Origin of the sequence: Desulfohalovibrio reitneri, from assembly GCF_000711295.1 — a bacterium.
GTDB classification, from domain to species: Bacteria; Desulfobacterota; Desulfovibrionia; order Desulfovibrionales; family Desulfovibrionaceae; genus Desulfohalovibrio; species Desulfohalovibrio reitneri.
The window spans coordinates 1,309,706-1,325,018 of sequence record NZ_JOMJ01000003.1; the positions used below are offsets into that span (position 1 = coordinate 1,309,706).

Genomic DNA, 15,313 nt, shown 5'->3' on the forward strand with positions numbered 1-15,313 from the left:
CATGACCACGTACTCCAAGAGCGTGTGCATCGCGCGCGACTACTACAATTCCACCGACGCGGATCGGTTCTACTACACCATCTGGGGCGGCGAGGACATTCACATCGGGCTCTACAAGACCCCGGACGAGAACATCTTCGACGCCTCCCGCCGCACCGTGGAAACCATGGCTCGCAAGCTGAGCGGCCTGAAGCCGGGCGCCAAGGTCATCGACCTGGGCGCGGGCTTCGGCGGCGCCGCCCGCTGGCTGGCCAAGGAGCACGGCTGCGAGGTGGTTGCCCTGAACCTCTCCGAGGCGCAGAACAAGCGCGACCGCGAGATGAACAAGGAGCAGGGCCTGACCGACAAGGTCGACGTGGTGGACGCGGCCTTCGAGAAGTTGGACTACCCCGGCGAGACCTTCGACTTCGTCTGGTCCCAGGACGCCATCCTGCACTCCTGCGAGCGGGAGAAGGTCATGAGCGAGGCCGCGCGGGTGCTCAAGCCCGGCGGGGAGATGGTCTTCACCGACCCCATGATGACCGACGACTGCCCCACCTCGGTGCTGCAGCCCATCCTGGACCGCGTGCACCTGGACACCCTGGCCTGGCCCCAGTTCTACAAGGACACGGCCGCCAAGCTGGGCCTGGAGGTGGTGGAGTTCGACGACCACTCCCACCAGCTGCCCAACCACTACGGCCGGGTGCTCAAGGAGCTGGAGTCCCGCGAGGACGAGCTCAAGGCCGCGGTCAGCGAGGACTACATCGAGCGCATGAAGACCGGCCTGCAACACTGGGTCGAGGGCGGCAACAACGGCCACCTCACCTGGGGCATCTTCCACCTGCGCAAGAAATAGCCCCGCCGTTCACCGGCAAGAAAAAGGCCGCCCGGGACATCGTCCCGGGCGGCCTTTCCCGTTTCACGCGCAAACCGTCACGCCGCGCGGCTACTCCTCCTCGATGGCCGTGGACAGGTCGCCGGGGTCCTGCCCCGCCTCCTCGGCGCGCAGCACGCGGCGGAGAATCTTGCCGGAGTTGGTCTTGGGCAGGGTCTCGCGGAAGCGCACCGTCTTGACCACGGCCACCGGGCCCAGCTCGCGGGTGACGTGGGCCTTGATGTCCTCGGCCAGCTCGTCCGAGGGCTGGACCTCGTCCGCCAGCACCACGAAAGCCTTGGCCGCCTCGCCCTTGATCTTGTCCGCCACCGGGATGACCGCGCCCTCGGCCACGTCGCGGTGGCTCACCAGGGCGGATTCCAGTTCCGCCGTGCCGATGCGGTGCCCGGCGATATTCAGCACCTCGTCGGCGCGGCCCTGCATCCAGATGTAGCCGTCCTCGTCCACCCGGGCCACATCGCCGGTGAGGAAACGGCCGTCCTTCCAGTAGGCCTGGTAGGCCTCGGGGTCGTTCCAGACGTTTTTCAGCATGCCGGGCCAGGGACCGGCCAGGGTCAGATGCCCGCCCTTGCCCCGCTCCACCGGCTCGCCCTCGGGATCGACGACCTCGAACTCCACGCCGGGCAGGGGCTTGCCCACGCTGCCGGGCTTCAGCGGCGATACGGGCAGCGGGGAGAGCATGACGTGGCCGGTCTCGGTCTGCCACCAGGTGTCCATGATGGGGCAGGTGCCGCCGCCGATGGTCTGGTGGTACCACATCCAGGTCTCCGGGGAGATGGGCTCGCCCACCGTGCCCAAAAGGCGCAGGGTGGAGAGGTCGCGGGCGCGGGGGAATCGGTCGCCGTAGCGACGCAACATGCGGATGAGGGTGGGGGTGGTGTAGTGCACCGTTACCCCGAACTGCTCGATGATGCGCCAGATGCGGTCGGCCTGCGGGTAGAGGGGGTGGCCCTCGTACATCATGGTGGTGGTGCCCGCCAGAAGCGGGCCGTAGACCACGTAGGAATGGCCGGTTATCCAGCCCGCGTCGGCCGTGCACCAGAAAATGTCGGTGGGCTTGATGTCGAACACCCAGTCCAGGGTGCGGTGCACCCCCACCATGTAGCCGCCGTGGGCGTGGACGATGCCCTTGGGCTTGCCCGTGGCCCCGGAGGTGTAGAGCAGAAACAGCGGGTCGGAGGCCTCCATGACCTCGGTGTGCGCCTCGGGCCGCTCCATGCGCACCACGTCCTCGTAGGAGACGTCGCGGGAGGGGTCCAGGCCGCCGTCCGCGCCGGTGCGCCGCACCACCACCACGATGTCCACGAAGTCCAGGGTCTCGTCGGCCAGGGCCGCGTCCACCCGCGACTTGAGCCCAACAACCTGGCCGTTGCGGTAGAAGCCGTCGGCCGTGACGATGCACTTGGCCTGGGTGTCGCGGATGCGGTCGCGCAGGGCGCGGCCGGAGAACCCGGCGAAGACCACCGAGTGAATGGCCCCGATCTTGGCGCAGGCCAGCATGGCCACCACCTGCTCCGGCAGGGGCGGCATGTAGACCACCACCCGGTCGCCCTTGCCCACACCCAGCGAGCGCAGGGCGGAGGCGAAGCGGTTCACCTCGCGGTACAGCTCGTAGTAGGTGTACTTGCGGGTGTCGCCCGGCTCGCCCTCCCAGATCAGGGCCAGCTTGTTCTTGTTGGCCGTTGTGATGTGGCGGTCCAGGGCGTTGTGGACGATGTTGCAGGTGCCCCCGGGAAACCAGCGGTGGTACGGGGCCTGGGAGTCGTCCAGCACCCGCTCCCAGCGGGAGAACCAGTCCAGCTCCAGGGCCGCGCCTTCCCAATACCCCAGGGGATCGGAGGCGGCCCGCTCGAAGGCGGCGGCCAACTCGCCGGGATTGATGTTGGCGTCCAGCACCAGCTTGGGCAGGGGCCTGAAGACCCGGTCCTCGCGTAGCAGGCTTTCGATGGCGCCGCTCTCGGGCATTTCGTCTCGACTCCTTGGGACCGCCGTATTGGTCCGTTTCTTCCTCTAGGCGTCCCCGGTCAAGGGGTCGCGTCCTTTTCGGTCAACGGTCCGCCTGCCCCGGTCGACGGCTCACAACCCCAGAATCTGCTTCAGATCGGCGATGCGGCGGCGAGAGACGGGCAGCTCGATGCGCGTCTTGCCCGACCCGGCCGTGCGGAGCATGAAGTTCGACCCTGGCAGGGAGGCGATTTCCGTGACCATGTCCAGGTTGACCAGGAACTTGCGGTGCACGCGGAAGAATCGGTGCGGCCGCAGCCTGTCCTCCAGATTCTTCAGCCGGTAGGAAGTCAAAAACTTCTGGGAGGCGGTGTGCACGTAGGAATAGTCTTCGTAGGCCTCGATGAAGACGATCTCGTCGAAGGGCACCAGGACCATCTTGCCTTCCAGGGTGATGGGCAGCTTCTCGATCTCCGGCCCGCGCCCCCGGTAGTCCCAGGCCTGGCGCAGGGCGTCCAGGAACTGGTCCTCCTCCTCTTCCTCCAGGGGCAGCTTGACCAGCCCCCCCTCCTCGTCGTCCGACTCGTCCCAGGCCTGGGGCGCGGATGGGGCGGAGGCCTCGGCCAGCACCGAGCGGGCCTGGCGCAGCCGGGAGACCGTCTTGTCCAGCCGCTCCGGCGGACAGGGCCAGCAGAGGTAGTCCAGGGCCTCCATCTCGAAGGCCTTGTAGGCCAGGGACTCGTCCTCGGCCACAAAGACCAGGGCGGGACGCTGCTTGCGGGAGGAGATCATCTGGGCCATCTCCTGCCCGCTGACCCCGCCGGGCAGGTCGAAGCCCAGGAAAACCGCGCCGTAGCCCACGGCGTCAATGAGCTCCATGGCCTCGAAGGCCGTCACCGCCTCGCCCACCACGCGCAGGAAGTCCTGGGTGTCCAGATGGCGCCTGAGTTCGGCGCGGACCCGGCAGTCGGGGTGGAGGAGGAGGATGCGCAGCTTGTCCATGGCTCGGGCTTTCCAGCTATTCAGCCAACCTAGCCCGAAAACCGGCGGTTCGGCAAGACGGGGCTACTCCTCCAATCCCTTGGAGAAGAAGAACCAGGCCACGGTCATGGTGACCACGGCGATGCAGAGCATGGGCCAGGTGTTGGCCCAGACCACGGCCGCGCTCATGTCCTTGAGGAAGACGCCCTTGACGATGACCAGGAAGTACTTGACCGGGTTGGCCACGGTGACGTCCTGCAGCCACCAGGGCATGTTTTCGATGGGTGTGGCGAAGCCGGAGAGGATGACCGCCGGGACCATGAACAAAAAGGCTCCCAGGATGGCCTGCTGCTGGGTGCGGCACAGCGAGGAGATGAACAGCCCCACCCCCACGATGGAGGCCAGGAAGGCCAGCAGCCCGCCGTACAGGAGCAGGAGCGAGCCCCGGAACGGCACCTGGAAGACAAAGATGGCCGCCAGCACCATGATGGTGCCCTCGGCCACGGCCACGATGAAGGCCGGGACGGTCTTGCCCGCCAGAATCTCCAGCGGGGTCAGGGGCGAGACCAGGATCTGGTTGTAGGTGCCCAGTTCCCGCTCGCGGGCCACGGAAAGCGAGGTGACAAGCAACCCCAGGACCATGGACAGGATGGCCACCAGGGCCGTGACCGTGGTCCACAGGTTCTCCAGGTTGGCGTTGAATGCGTTGCGCTCCACCACCTCCACGGCGGCGGCCTCCCCGGGCGGGGCGCGCGCCGTGCCAGGCACCGCCGCCCGCTCGCGGGCGAACTCCTCCACCATGGTGGAGACGTAGCCCAGGGCGATCTGGGCGGCGTTGGAGCGGCGGCCGTCCAGCACCGCCTGGATGGGGGCATCCCGCCCCTGGGCCAGCCGTTCGGTGAAATCCTCCTGAAAGGAGAACCCGGCCAGGGCCTCCTGGCGGTTGATGTACCCGGCCAGCTCCCGCTCGTTGTCCGCGAAGAGCACGGTGGAGATGTTGGGCGACCCCACCATGCGCTGCACGATCTCGGTGGAGGCCTGGCCCCGGTCGCGGTTGTGGATGGCCACGACGATGTTCTCCACTTCCAGGGTGGCGGCGAAGGAGAAGATGACCAGCTGGAACAGCGGCGGGCCAATCAGCACGATGCGGGAGCGCTTGTCCCGCACCAGCGCCAGCAGCTCCTTGATGACCAGGGCGCGGATGCGGAAGACGGAAAGGGCCATGGCCTAGTCCAGCTTCTTGGCGCTCTTGCGCCAGGTTATGGTGAAAAGGATGGCCGCCATGAGCAGCATGGAGCCCAGGTTGGGCAGCAGCAGCGGCCAGACGTCCCCGGCCAGAAAGACGGTCTGCAGACAGGGCACCAGATAGCGCGCCGGGACGATGTGGGTCAGCAGCCGGATGGCCGGGGGCATGGAGGAAATCTCGAACAGGAAGCCGGACAACAGGAAGGCGGGCAGGAAGGCGGTCAGAAGGGCCATTTGCGAGGCCACGAACTGGTTGCGGGCCAGGGTGGAGATGAGCAGCCCCACCCCCAAGGCCGCGGCCAGAAAGACCGCCGCCACCAGCCCCAGGACCAGCAGGCTGCCCCGGTAGGGCACGTCGAAGACCACACGCGCCAGCACGTAGCTGACCCCGGTGGAGCCCAGCCCCAGCCCCAGATAGGGCAGCAGCTTGCCCGCCAGGATTTCCCCGATGGTCACTGGCGTGGCCATGAGCGCCTCCATGGTGCCCCGCTCCCACTCCCTGGCCACCACCAGGGCGGTGAGCAGGGTGCCGATGAGGGTCAGGATGATGGCGATGGAACCTGGGATGAGGAAGTTGCGCGAGCGGACCTCCTCGTTGAACCACATGCGCTGCTCCATGACCGGCCCCCCCGTTTCCGCCCGCTCCGCCCGCGCTCGGCGCAGCTCCAGCCAGGTTTGCACCGCGCCTTCGGTGTACACGCGCACGAAGTTGGCTGTGTTGGGTTCGCTGCCGTCGGCCACGGTCTGGATTTCCGCCCGCCCCTCGGCCAGCCGAGCGGAGAAGTCCTGGGGGATGACCACCAGCCCGCGCAGCTTCCCCGACTCCAGGTCGCCCGCGAAGGCTTGGCGGGTCGGGGCCACGTCCGCCTCGAAATAGGCCGAGGCGGAGATGGTGCGGGCCAGGTCGCGGGCCGGGGGCGCGGTGTCCTCCAGCACGATGCCCACCCGCAGGTTCTCCATGTCCAGGGAGACGCCGTAGCCGTAGAGGAACATGAGCAGCGCGGGCAGCACGAAGGCGATGAGCACCGAGGAGGGGTCGCGCACGATCTGGCGCGCCTCCTTGGCGCACAGGGCGGACACGCGGCGGGGATTCACGCGGCCTCCTTCGTATCATGCTCCGCCTCCACCCGGCGGATGTGGTGGATGAAGGCGTCCTCCAGGGTGGGGTCGGGATTGTCCTCGTCCGCCGCCTGGTCCTTGAGTTCGGCCGGGGAGCCCAGGGCGATGACCTCGCCCCGGTACATCAGCCCCACCCGGTCGCAGTACTCGGCCTCGTCCAGAAAGTGCGTTGTCACCATGACCGCCACGCCCTTCTCGGCCATGGCATTGATATGGCTCCAGAACTCGCGGCGGGTGATGGGGTCCACCCCGGAGGTGGGCTCGTCCAGAAAGAGGGCGTCGGGCCGATGCATGAGGCAGCAGGCCAGGGCCAGCCGCTGCTTGAAGCCCAGGGGCAGCGCCCCGGCCGGGCGGTTCAGCATGGGGCCCAGGGCGAAGATGTCGGCCATTTGCCCCACCGCCTTCCGCCGGACCTTGCCGCGCAAGCCGTAGACGCGGGAGAAGAAATCGAGGTTCTGGGCGCAGGTCATGACCCCGTACAGGGAGAACTTCTGGGCCATGTAACCGATGCGCGCCCGCGCCTTGCTGGGCGAGGCCGCCAGGTCCCAGCCCGCCACGCGGGCTTCGCCCTCGGTGGGCGGCAGCAGCCCGCAGAGCATCTTGAAGGTGGTGGACTTGCCCGCGCCGTTGGGACCCAGCAGGCCGAACACCTCCCCGGGAGCCACTTGGAATGTCACCTTGCTGGCCGCGGTGAAATCGCCGAAGCGCCGGGTGAGGTCGCTGGCCACAATGATTGCCTCGTCGCCTCCCCGGCGCTCCTGCACGGTCTCGGCCAGGGGTGAGCGGCCGGATGCCCCGCCGCCCAGGGCGTCCACAAAGGCGTCCTCGAAGCGCGGCTTCACCGCCTCGGCCTGGCCGGACTCCGCGCCCAGGTTGCCGGACTCGGGCGGCTCGGCCTCCTCGGCCATGACCAGGCGGATTGCCCGCCCCTGGATGACCCCGTCCACCACGTCGTCGCGGGCCATGGCCTCGGCCAGCACGCTCCGCCGCTGCGAGGCGGGCACGCCGGTGAGGCGGAAAACGCGGTCGCGCACCCTGGCCGTCAGTTCCGCCGGGTCTCCCAGATACAGGGGGCGGCCATCCTGAAGAACCAGCACCTGGCCGCACCGTTCCGCCTCGTCCAGGTAGGCTGTGGACCAGACCACAGCCATGCCCTCCCCGGCCAGCTCCCGCACCATTTGCCACAGGTCGCGGCGGGAAACCGGGTCCACGCCCACGCTGGGCTCGTCCAAAAGCAGCAGATCCGGCTTGGCCAGCAGGGCGCAGGCCAGCCCCAGCTTCTGCTTCATACCGCCGGACAGCCGTCCCGCCAGCCTGCCGGTGAAGGGCTCCAGCCCGGTGAAGTCCAGCAGGCGGGGGAAGGTCTTGTCCCGCTCCTCCCCGGTGACGCCGCGCAGGTCCGCCTGCAGGCGCAGGTTCTCCAGCACGCTCAAGTCCTCGTACAGCCCGAATTGCTGCGGCATGTAGGAGATGACCTTGTGCACCTCCTCCTGTCGCTTGATGACGTGCAGACCGTTAACCAGCGCCTCCCCCTCCTGCGGGGTGAGCAGCCCGGCCAGGCAGCGGATGAGGGTGGTCTTGCCCGCGCCGTCCGGCCCGGCCAACCCGGTCATGGTCCCGGCGGACACGGTCAGGTCAATGTCGTCCAGGGCGGGCGGCCCCTTGGCCGAGAACCGCTTGACCAGCCCCCGCACCTCGGCCACGGGGCGGCCTTCGGACACCCGGGAGGCGGCGCTCATCCGGCATCTCCGCCATTCTTCCGGGTGGCGTTGCCCGCGCTCTGGCGCACCTCGCCCGGCGGCGGCGTTTCCAGCTTCACGGTCACGGGCATGCCCTGGCGCAGCCCCCGGTCCGGGTTGTCCACCACCACGCGCAGCCGGTAGACCAGCTCCGTGCGCAGCCGGGTGGTCTGCACCGTCTTGGGGGTGAACTCCGCCCGGGGGGAAATGAAGCCCACGTGGCCGACATAGGGCTCATCCGGCCGGGAATCGGTGAAAACCCGCGCCTTCTGGCCGGGATACACCCGGCCAAGGTCCGGCTCGGCCACCCAGGCCCGCACCCACACCGGGGAATCGAAGGTCAGGGCGTAGACCGGCTGGCCCGAGGCCACAACCGCGCCGGGCTCGCGCACGCGGGTGAGGATGATGCCCCTCGAGGGCGCGTAGAGTACGGTGTCCTCCAGGTCGGTGCGGGCGGAAGCCAGCCGCGCCTCGGCCACTTCCATCTCCGCCTCCTGGGCGCGCACGTCCTCGTCGCGGAAGCCCTTGCGCAGCAGGCGCAGTTCCTCGCGGGCCTGTCGCAGCCGCTTGTTGGCCTCCTGCATGCGGGTCAGAGCGTCGTCGAAGTTCTGCTCGGAGATGACCCGCTCGGCGAACAGCTTCTTGCGCCGCTCGTACACGCGGGAGGCGTTGCGGAAGGCGCTCTCCAGCTCCTCCACCTTGGCCCGGGCGCGCTGCACCTCCTCCGGCCTGGAGCCGGAGCGGAACTTGTCCACCACGGCCCGTTGGGCGTCGAGCCTGGCCTGCTCCAGCCGCACCTTGTCCAGGTAGGGCTGGTCGTCCAGGCGGGCCAGCAGCTGCCCGGCCTCCACGTGGCCGCCCTCCTCGAAGCGCATCTCCGCCACCCGGCCGGAAACGCGGAAGCCAAGCTCCACCTGGCGGATGTCCACATTGCCGTACAGGGTCAGGCGGCCGTTTTCCTCCGGGGCCGGACGCAGCTTGAACCACCACACCCCGGCCCCGGCCAGGGCGAGCACAAGTAAAATCACAAGCGGCTTACGCATCATGTTCTCCCTCTTCCCGCACCCGCTCCGCCAAGGCCTTGAGGCCGCCGCGCACGTACACGAGATAGTCGTCCACCAAGCCGTCAACCTCCTGACCGGTCAAGGGCACCTGGGGAAACAGCCTGGCGATGACTCCTCGGTTCTGGTGCAGATGCAGGCAATAGGCGATGACCATGCTGGCCGCCCGCCTGGACAGGCGGTGGTCCGGCGGCAAACCGAGAATCTCCCCGGTAAGTCCGGACATGATCTCCGCGCGGGGGGCCATCTCCTGGTCCAGCAGCAGGAGCAGCCGCTCCGAGGGGAAGGTCATCTCCCGCACCATGAGCTTGAAATGCCATCGGGACGGGTCGTGGGAAAGCAGCTCTGCCACCAGATAGCGCACCAGCGCCTCCAGCCGATCCCAGACGGGCGCGTCGCACGGCAGGGCCTCGCGCACTTCCCGCAGGGACGGGGCGAAGCCCTGCCGGGCCTCGGCCAGCACCGCGTCGTACAGCCCTTCCTTGCCGTCGAAGTGGTAGTTGATGGAGGCCGGGTTGACCCCGGCCTTGGCCGCCACCTCGCGGGCGGTGGCCCCCAGGTAGCCGCGCTCGGCGAACAGCTCCCCCGCGGCCCGGATGATGCGCTCCCTGGTGGGGCGGCGCGGCCCGGCGCGACGGGGGGCGGTCTTTTTGCTGCCGGTCATGCTCGATCCTCCCGCCATCTAAAATAGGGGATTACGGCCGCCTGTCAAATTCAAATTTAAATTAGATGCATCACCCGGCATTTCACCCACCTGCCGTCGCCAGTGCAACGCGGCGGCGGATTTGGACCAGCCGGGCTATTGATTCCCTGGAGGATACGCGAATTCCGGAGTGAACGGTCGCGTTTTCCGGCGGGTCGCGCCGGAAACTCAGGCCAGGGTGTAGCCCTTGGCCCGCCGCTCCACCCCGCTTTTGGCCAGCACCTTGTCGCAGATGGACTGGTAGCGGGTGTTGAGGGCACGGAAGGCCCACAGTTCGCCGGTGAAAGTACCGCCCAGGGCGGCGGTCTCCCGCAGCAGGCGGCGGCGGGCGTGGGCGTAAAGAGCTTGGTCCAGCTGGTTGTGCGCCAGGACCGCTTCGCGCTCCGCCTGAGTCAAGTCCTCCGGCCGGCGGGGGGCGGCGCGGCGGTTGCGCCGTTCATAGAGGATGTTGCCCAGCCCGGCAGCCCGGCGCAGCAGCAACAGCGACTCGTCGAACAGCTCCGTCACCCCCGCCACGTGGAAACGGTCCAGGTTGGCCGTGGCCCGGGCCAGCATCTCCTCCCCCGGGCAGTCCGGCGGCACGGCCCCGCACAGGCTGCGGGTCATAAGATTCTTGCCGCGCCACTTGAGTTCCGGCCTGCAGCTGGAGACGTACTCCGCCAGCCCCACGTCTTGGCGGTTGAGGTACTCGTACAGGTGGTGCTCCGGCCAGGAGCGCAAAAACTCGTACTCCGAAACCACCCGGGCCACGGGGTCGCGTAGCATGGTGAAGGCCAGCACGGGCCGGGAGAAGAACCGCTCGAAGTCGGCCACGAAAACGTGCCCCTGGATGAGCCGCAGCCGCGCCGCCGCCTGATCGTCCAGCTCGTCCACCCGCCGCAGGGCGTCGTGGTCGTAGGCGGAGAGGATTGCCTGTGGCGGGAAATTGGCCCGCAGCACGCTGGTGAGGGTCGTCCCGGCGGTCTTGGGAATGTGCAGGAAAAAGAGGGTGCGGTCCATTTTGCCTCCAGCCGGGCGGGATGCAGATTCCGTGCAAAGCGCGTCCCGCAGGGGCATGTGACGTCATCCATCCGCCACCAGCCGTCACGCGGCGAGGCTCGCCGGAGCGCATGATTCCGGGAGGCCGCCCGGTCCGGCCGCGCACTCGACCGCCGGGTGCGGCCACGTTCTGGGTTGGCGGGATAGACGCCATCGTAACCCGAATTCCACGTCAGCGTCGTTCAGGGGAACCTGTGGTGATCTACACGGACATGCATGGAGAAATCGCAAACCGGAGGAACGGCCATGACGCTCGTTTCCTGCAGGCCGCTGCGCGGCGGCCGGTCCGACACCGTGGAGTGGTTCCTCGTCTCGTTTCAGCTCGGCGGCGAGGTGCGCCACGTGCACGTGCCCGTCAGCCGGGCGGAGTATCCCGAGACGCATCATCGCCTGCTGGCGGCCGTGGAGATGGGCAACCGCGAGGTGGCCGCCCAAAGGACCACGCCGGGCGCTGCTCCGGCCTAGCCCGCAAAAGCAAGGGGCCCGGCTCCCTTGCGGAAGACCGGGCCCCGGAGGGTGAGGGTATGCGGTTGGTTACGGGTGCCCGCCGCCGGGCTTCTTGCGTTCGGCCAGGGCCTCGGACATGTGACGGACCTTGACCTTGGAGCCGCGCTTGTCCAGGCCGCCGCGGATCTGCATGACGCAGCCCGGGCAGTCGGTGACCAGCAGGTCGGCCCCGGACTCCTCGATGTGGTCCAGCTTGGTCTTAAGGATCTGCGAGGAGATGCGGGGGAACTTCACCGAGTAGGTGCCGCCGAAGCCGCAACAGACTTCCTCTTCCTTCATCTCCACGTAGTCGTAGCCGCCGGTGCCCAGCAGCTTGCGCGGGGCCTCGTGCACGCCCATGCCACGGCAGAGGTGGCAGGGGGAGTGGTAGGCGGCGCGGGGCCCGCCCTGCTCGAAGTGCTCCTTGCCCATTTCAAGCTCTTCCTGGACGAAGGAGGAGTAGTCGATGACCTTGTCAGCGAAGCGCTGGGCCAGCAGGTGCCACTCCGGATCGTTCTTGAACAGGTTCGGGTAGCCCTTGAGGTGCGAGGCGCAGGAGGGGCAGTGGCAGATGATGTAGTCCAGCTCCGCCGGATCGAAGGCGCGGATGTTCTGCTTGGCCACGTCCCGCTCGGTGGTGGTCTCGCCCATCATCATCAGGGGCAGGCCGCAGCAAGTCTGGGACATGGGGTAGCGCACGTCCACCCGTTGCCCCTTGAAGGTCTCCATGCCCGATTCCAGGTGCTCGGGGTACAGGAAGTCCTCGGCGCAGCCGCCGAAGAGCCCCACCACGTAGCGGGGATGCTCCACCTTCTCTCGCAGCTTGGGGAACTTGTCGCGGAAGGGGGTGTCCGCCAGCTTGGGAATCTCGCGGAAGCCGTGCTCCTTGGAGAGCAGCATGGGCAGGTGGCGCTGGTACTTGCCCTTGTGGTCGGCCGAGGTCTTGGTGCCGAACATCTTCTGGGCGTAGCGCGCGCTGCGCAGCAGGCCGTGGAAGAAGCGGCGGTTGGACATGGCCTTGGACAGCAGGCGGGATTCCAGCTCGTGCCCCTCCTCGTCCTGGATGCGGGCCAGCACTTCCTTGATCATGCGCGGCAGGTCGATGCCCGCGGCGCAGACCGCCTTGCAGGCCTGGCAGTTGATGCAGTTCTTGACCAGGTTCTTGGCCTTGTCCCGGCCGTGGAAGAAGTAGGTCAGGATGAGGCCGATGGCCCCGATATAGATGTGGCCGTACTGGTGCCCGCCCACCATGCGGTAGACCGGGCAGACGTTGGCGCAGGCGCCGCAGCGGATGCAGCGCAGGACTTCCTTGAACAGGGGGTCCTTGGACATGGCGGTGCGGCCGTTGTCCAGGAAGACGATGTGGTAGGACTTCTTGTTGTCCTCCGCCGCCTTGCACTCGCTCTGGCCCTTGATCCAGGTGACGTAGGAGGTGATGGCCTGGCCGGTGGCGTTGCGCGGCAGGGCCTTGAGCACCCGCAGGGCGTCGTGCAGGCTCGGGGTCAGTTTCTCCAGCCCGGCCAGGGCCACGTGCACGCGCGGCAGGGTGGTCACCAGGCGGGCGTTGCCCTCGTTGGTCACCAGGCCGATGGCGCCGCTGTCGGCCAGGCAGAAGTTGGCCCCGGAAATGCCCATGTCCGCGTCAACGTAGCGCTGGCGCAGCTCGCGCCGGGCCACCTTGACCAGCTTCTCGACCTCGTTGGGCTGGTTGGAGCCGGTGACCTGGCTGAACAGTCCGGCCACCTGGTCGCGGGAGAGGTGGATGGCGGGCATGACCATGTGGGTCGGGCCCTCGTGGCGAAGCTGGATGATCCACTCGCCCAGGTCCGTCTCCGTGACCTGCAGGCCTTCGGCCTCCAGGTGGTGGTTGAGGAGCGTCTCCTCGGCGGTCATGGACTTGGACTTGACGATGTTTTTGCAGTTCTCCTCGCGGGCGATGTCCGCGATGATCTCGTTGGCCTCGGCGGCGGTGCGGGCGCGGTGCACCTTCACCCCGGCTGCCTCGGCGTTCTTCTTGAACTCCTGGTAGAGCTCCTCCATGTGGCTGACGGACTCGTCCTTGGCCTCGGCGATCTCGGCGATGAGCGCGGCCGCGTCCATGCCGGCGAAGGCCTTGGCCCGCCCCTGGGGGTAGGCGCGGGCGAAGTTGTCCATGGCCTTGCGCAGGAACTCGTTGTCCAGCGCCTGGCCGACCTCTTCCCTGTATTCCTTCAGGTCGTGTGCTTTCTGCATATCTCCTCCGATGGGAGTGGGGCTACTTGTCCAGGAGCAGGACGTGCATCTCCAGCGGGCCGTGCACGCCGAGGGCCAGCACCCGCTCGATGTCCGCCGTGCGGGACGCGCCGGTGATGAAGGCGGTGTAGGACGGGTCCTTGCCGATGAGCTTGGACACCACATCTTCCGCCTCGTAGGTGTTGGCGAACAGCTTGCTCTTGGGCACCACGGCCACGAAGATCTCGGAGATCATGGTGGCCAGGCGGGTCTCCTCGGAGTCGGAGTCGAGGATGACCGTGCCGGTGTCGGCGATGCCGCCCTGGCACAGGGCCACGCCGATGTCTGTGCCCGCAAGGTGGTCGCGCATTCCCTCGTCGATGCAGACGAAGCCGTTGTCGTTGCACTTCTTCTTGAGGGAGCCGAAGTCCTTCTTGTTCAGGTTGGGGGCGGCCACCAGCTTGGCTTGCTTGGTCTCGCACAGCCCCTCGGCCTTCTTGGACAGGGCCTCCTCGCAGCCGGAGATCAGAAGCTTGCAGGCTTCCTTCTTGCCGCACAGATCGACCACGTAGTCGAATGCCTTGGCCATGGAGGGAACTTCCTCCACCACGCAGGAGACCGCTTCCGCCTTGGCGGTAAAGGTCCGCAGCATCTCGTCCTTGTCTTGTGTGCTCATACACGCTCCAAATGGTTAGGCCCGCAGCGCAGTGTAGGTCTGCCTGGCGATTTCCAGCTCTTCATTGGTGGGCACAACCCACACCTGAACCGGGGAATCGTCAGTGGAAATGCGGCCTGGCGCCTTGAAACGGCCGCCGCCGGCCTGGTTGCGTTCCGGATCCACATGGACGCCGAGGCCGGACAGCCCCTGCAGGGACAATTCCCGGACCCGGTCGTCGTTCTCTCCCACCCCGGCCGTGAAGACGATGGCGTCCACACGGCCCAATGCGGCGAAATAGCCGCCGAAATACTTGCGGTTGCGGTAGGCCAGCATCTCCAGGGCCAGGGCGGCGCGCTCGTCGCCCGAGGCTGCCTTATCGTGCACGTCGCGCAGGTCGTTGCTGCCGCAGATGCCCTTCAGCCCGGACTCCTTGTTCACCAGCTGGTCCATCTCCTCCAGGGAGTAGCCCCGCTCGCGGGCCAGGTAGAAGAGGATGGCCGGGTCGAAGTCGCCGGTGCGGGTGCCCATGATCAGCCCCGCCAGCGGAGTCATGCCCAGCGAGGTGTCCACGCACCGCCCTCCGGCCACGGCGGCCATGGAGGCGCCGTTGCCCAGATGGGCGGAGATGAGGTTCACGTCCTCCACCTCGCGGCCCATGAGCTTGCACAGCTCGCGGGAGACGTAGGCGTGGGAGGTGCCGTGGAACCCGTAGCGGCGCACCCCGGCCTGCTCGTACAGCTCGTAGGGGAAGGCGTACATGTAGGCGTGCGGGGGCATGGTCTGGTGGAAGGCGGTGTCGAACACGGCCACCTGTTCGGCGTTCGGAATGAGCTTGCGGGCCGTCCGGATGCCGGTGAGGTTGGGCGGATTGTGCAGCGGGGCCAGGGGGATGTGGGCCTCGATGGCCTGCTCCACCTCGTCGTTGATGCTGGTGGGGGCGTGGAAGCGCTCCCCGCCGTGCACCACGCGGTGCCCAACGGCCTCGATCTCGTCGGTGGAGGCCAGCACGCCGTGGTCGGCGTGGGTCAGGGCCTCCATGACCAGGCGCAGACCGGCGTCGTGGTCGGGCACGGCGTCCTCGCGCTTGAACTCCGCACCCTTCTCGTTTTCGTATTCGAACTTGCCGGACGACTCGCCGATGCGCTCCACCGCGCCCTTGGCGCGGACGGCGCCGCCCTCCCCGCCTTGCATGGCGAAGAATTGGAACTTGATGGACGAGCTGCCGGAGTTGAGTACCAGAACGTTCATGTCAGC

General features: G+C 67.7%; 13 protein-coding genes. 2 read left to right on the forward strand and 11 right to left on the reverse strand.

Annotation, left to right across the window (positions count from 1 at the left end):
• The first annotated feature begins 1 nt into the window (after window position 1).
• Window positions 2-835 (forward strand): methyltransferase domain-containing protein, encoded by an 834-nt coding sequence (locus N911_RS0106850; protein ID WP_029895612.1) that lies wholly within the window; start codon window positions 2-4, stop codon window positions 833-835.
• Window positions 836-925: 90 nt separating this feature from the next.
• Here N911_RS0106850 and acs read toward each other — a convergent pair whose 3' ends face one another.
• From acs to N911_RS0106890, 8 genes are all read right to left on the reverse strand, one after another.
• Window positions 926-2,839, reverse strand: coding sequence for an acetate--CoA ligase (gene acs, locus N911_RS0106855; RefSeq protein ID WP_029895614.1), 1,914 nt, complete (start codon window positions 2,837-2,839; stop codon window positions 926-928).
• A 111-nt stretch (window positions 2,840-2,950) separates the two neighbouring features.
• Window positions 2,951-3,820 (reverse strand): LytR/AlgR family response regulator transcription factor, encoded by an 870-nt coding sequence (locus tag N911_RS0106860; RefSeq protein ID WP_029895616.1) that lies wholly within the window; start codon window positions 3,818-3,820, stop codon window positions 2,951-2,953.
• A gap of 63 nt (window positions 3,821-3,883) precedes the next feature.
• Window positions 3,884-5,023 (reverse strand): ABC transporter permease, encoded by a 1,140-nt coding sequence (locus N911_RS0106865; protein ID WP_029895618.1) that lies wholly within the window; start codon window positions 5,021-5,023, stop codon window positions 3,884-3,886.
• A gap of 3 nt (window positions 5,024-5,026) precedes the next feature.
• Window positions 5,027-6,139: an ABC transporter permease gene (locus tag N911_RS0106870; protein WP_029895620.1), complete on the reverse strand. Its 1,113-nt coding sequence runs from the start codon at window positions 6,137-6,139 to the stop codon at window positions 5,027-5,029.
• Window positions 6,136-7,902, reverse strand: a complete 1,767-nt coding sequence (locus N911_RS0106875) for an ATP-binding cassette domain-containing protein (protein WP_029895622.1) — start codon at window positions 7,900-7,902, stop codon at window positions 6,136-6,138. Before N911_RS0106875 ends, N911_RS0106870 begins: the two co-directional genes overlap by 4 nt.
• Entirely contained in the window at window positions 7,899-8,945 is a 1,047-nt protein-coding gene (gene hlyD / locus N911_RS0106880) for a secretion protein HlyD (RefSeq protein WP_081859075.1), read from the reverse strand. The genes N911_RS0106875 and hlyD overlap by 4 nt, the downstream gene beginning before the upstream one ends.
• Entirely contained in the window at window positions 8,938-9,627 is a 690-nt protein-coding gene (locus N911_RS0106885; protein WP_029895624.1) for a TetR/AcrR family transcriptional regulator, read from the reverse strand. The genes hlyD and N911_RS0106885 overlap by 8 nt, the downstream gene beginning before the upstream one ends.
• 207 nt (window positions 9,628-9,834) lie before the next feature.
• Complete coding sequence (locus N911_RS0106890) at window positions 9,835-10,722, reverse strand: sulfotransferase family 2 domain-containing protein (RefSeq protein ID WP_081859077.1); 888 nt, start codon at window positions 10,720-10,722, stop codon at window positions 9,835-9,837.
• Window positions 10,723-10,950: 228 nt separating this feature from the next.
• Here N911_RS0106890 and N911_RS0106895 point away from each other — a divergent pair, with 228 nt between their 5' ends.
• Window positions 10,951-11,169, forward strand: a complete 219-nt coding sequence (locus N911_RS0106895) for a hypothetical protein (protein ID WP_029895628.1) — start codon at window positions 10,951-10,953, stop codon at window positions 11,167-11,169.
• Between the two features lie 69 nt (window positions 11,170-11,238).
• Here N911_RS0106895 and ldhH read toward each other — a convergent pair whose 3' ends face one another.
• Genes ldhH through N911_RS0106910 form a run of 3 tightly spaced genes read right to left on the reverse strand, consistent with a single transcriptional unit; the run spans window position 11,239 to window position 15,307 of the window.
• The gene (gene ldhH, locus N911_RS0106900) at window positions 11,239-13,422 is read right to left on the reverse strand and encodes an L-lactate dehydrogenase (quinone) large subunit LdhH (RefSeq protein ID WP_029895630.1); all 2,184 of its coding nucleotides are present in this window, start codon (window positions 13,420-13,422) and stop codon (window positions 11,239-11,241) included.
• Between the two features lie 22 nt (window positions 13,423-13,444).
• The gene (locus N911_RS0106905; protein ID WP_051694010.1) at window positions 13,445-14,077 is read right to left on the reverse strand and encodes a LutC/YkgG family protein; all 633 of its coding nucleotides are present in this window, start codon (window positions 14,075-14,077) and stop codon (window positions 13,445-13,447) included.
• Window positions 14,078-14,092: 15 nt separating this feature from the next.
• Window positions 14,093-15,307, reverse strand: coding sequence for an acetate/propionate family kinase (locus N911_RS0106910; RefSeq protein WP_029895634.1), 1,215 nt, complete (start codon window positions 15,305-15,307; stop codon window positions 14,093-14,095).
• Window positions 15,308-15,313 lie beyond the last annotated feature (6 nt).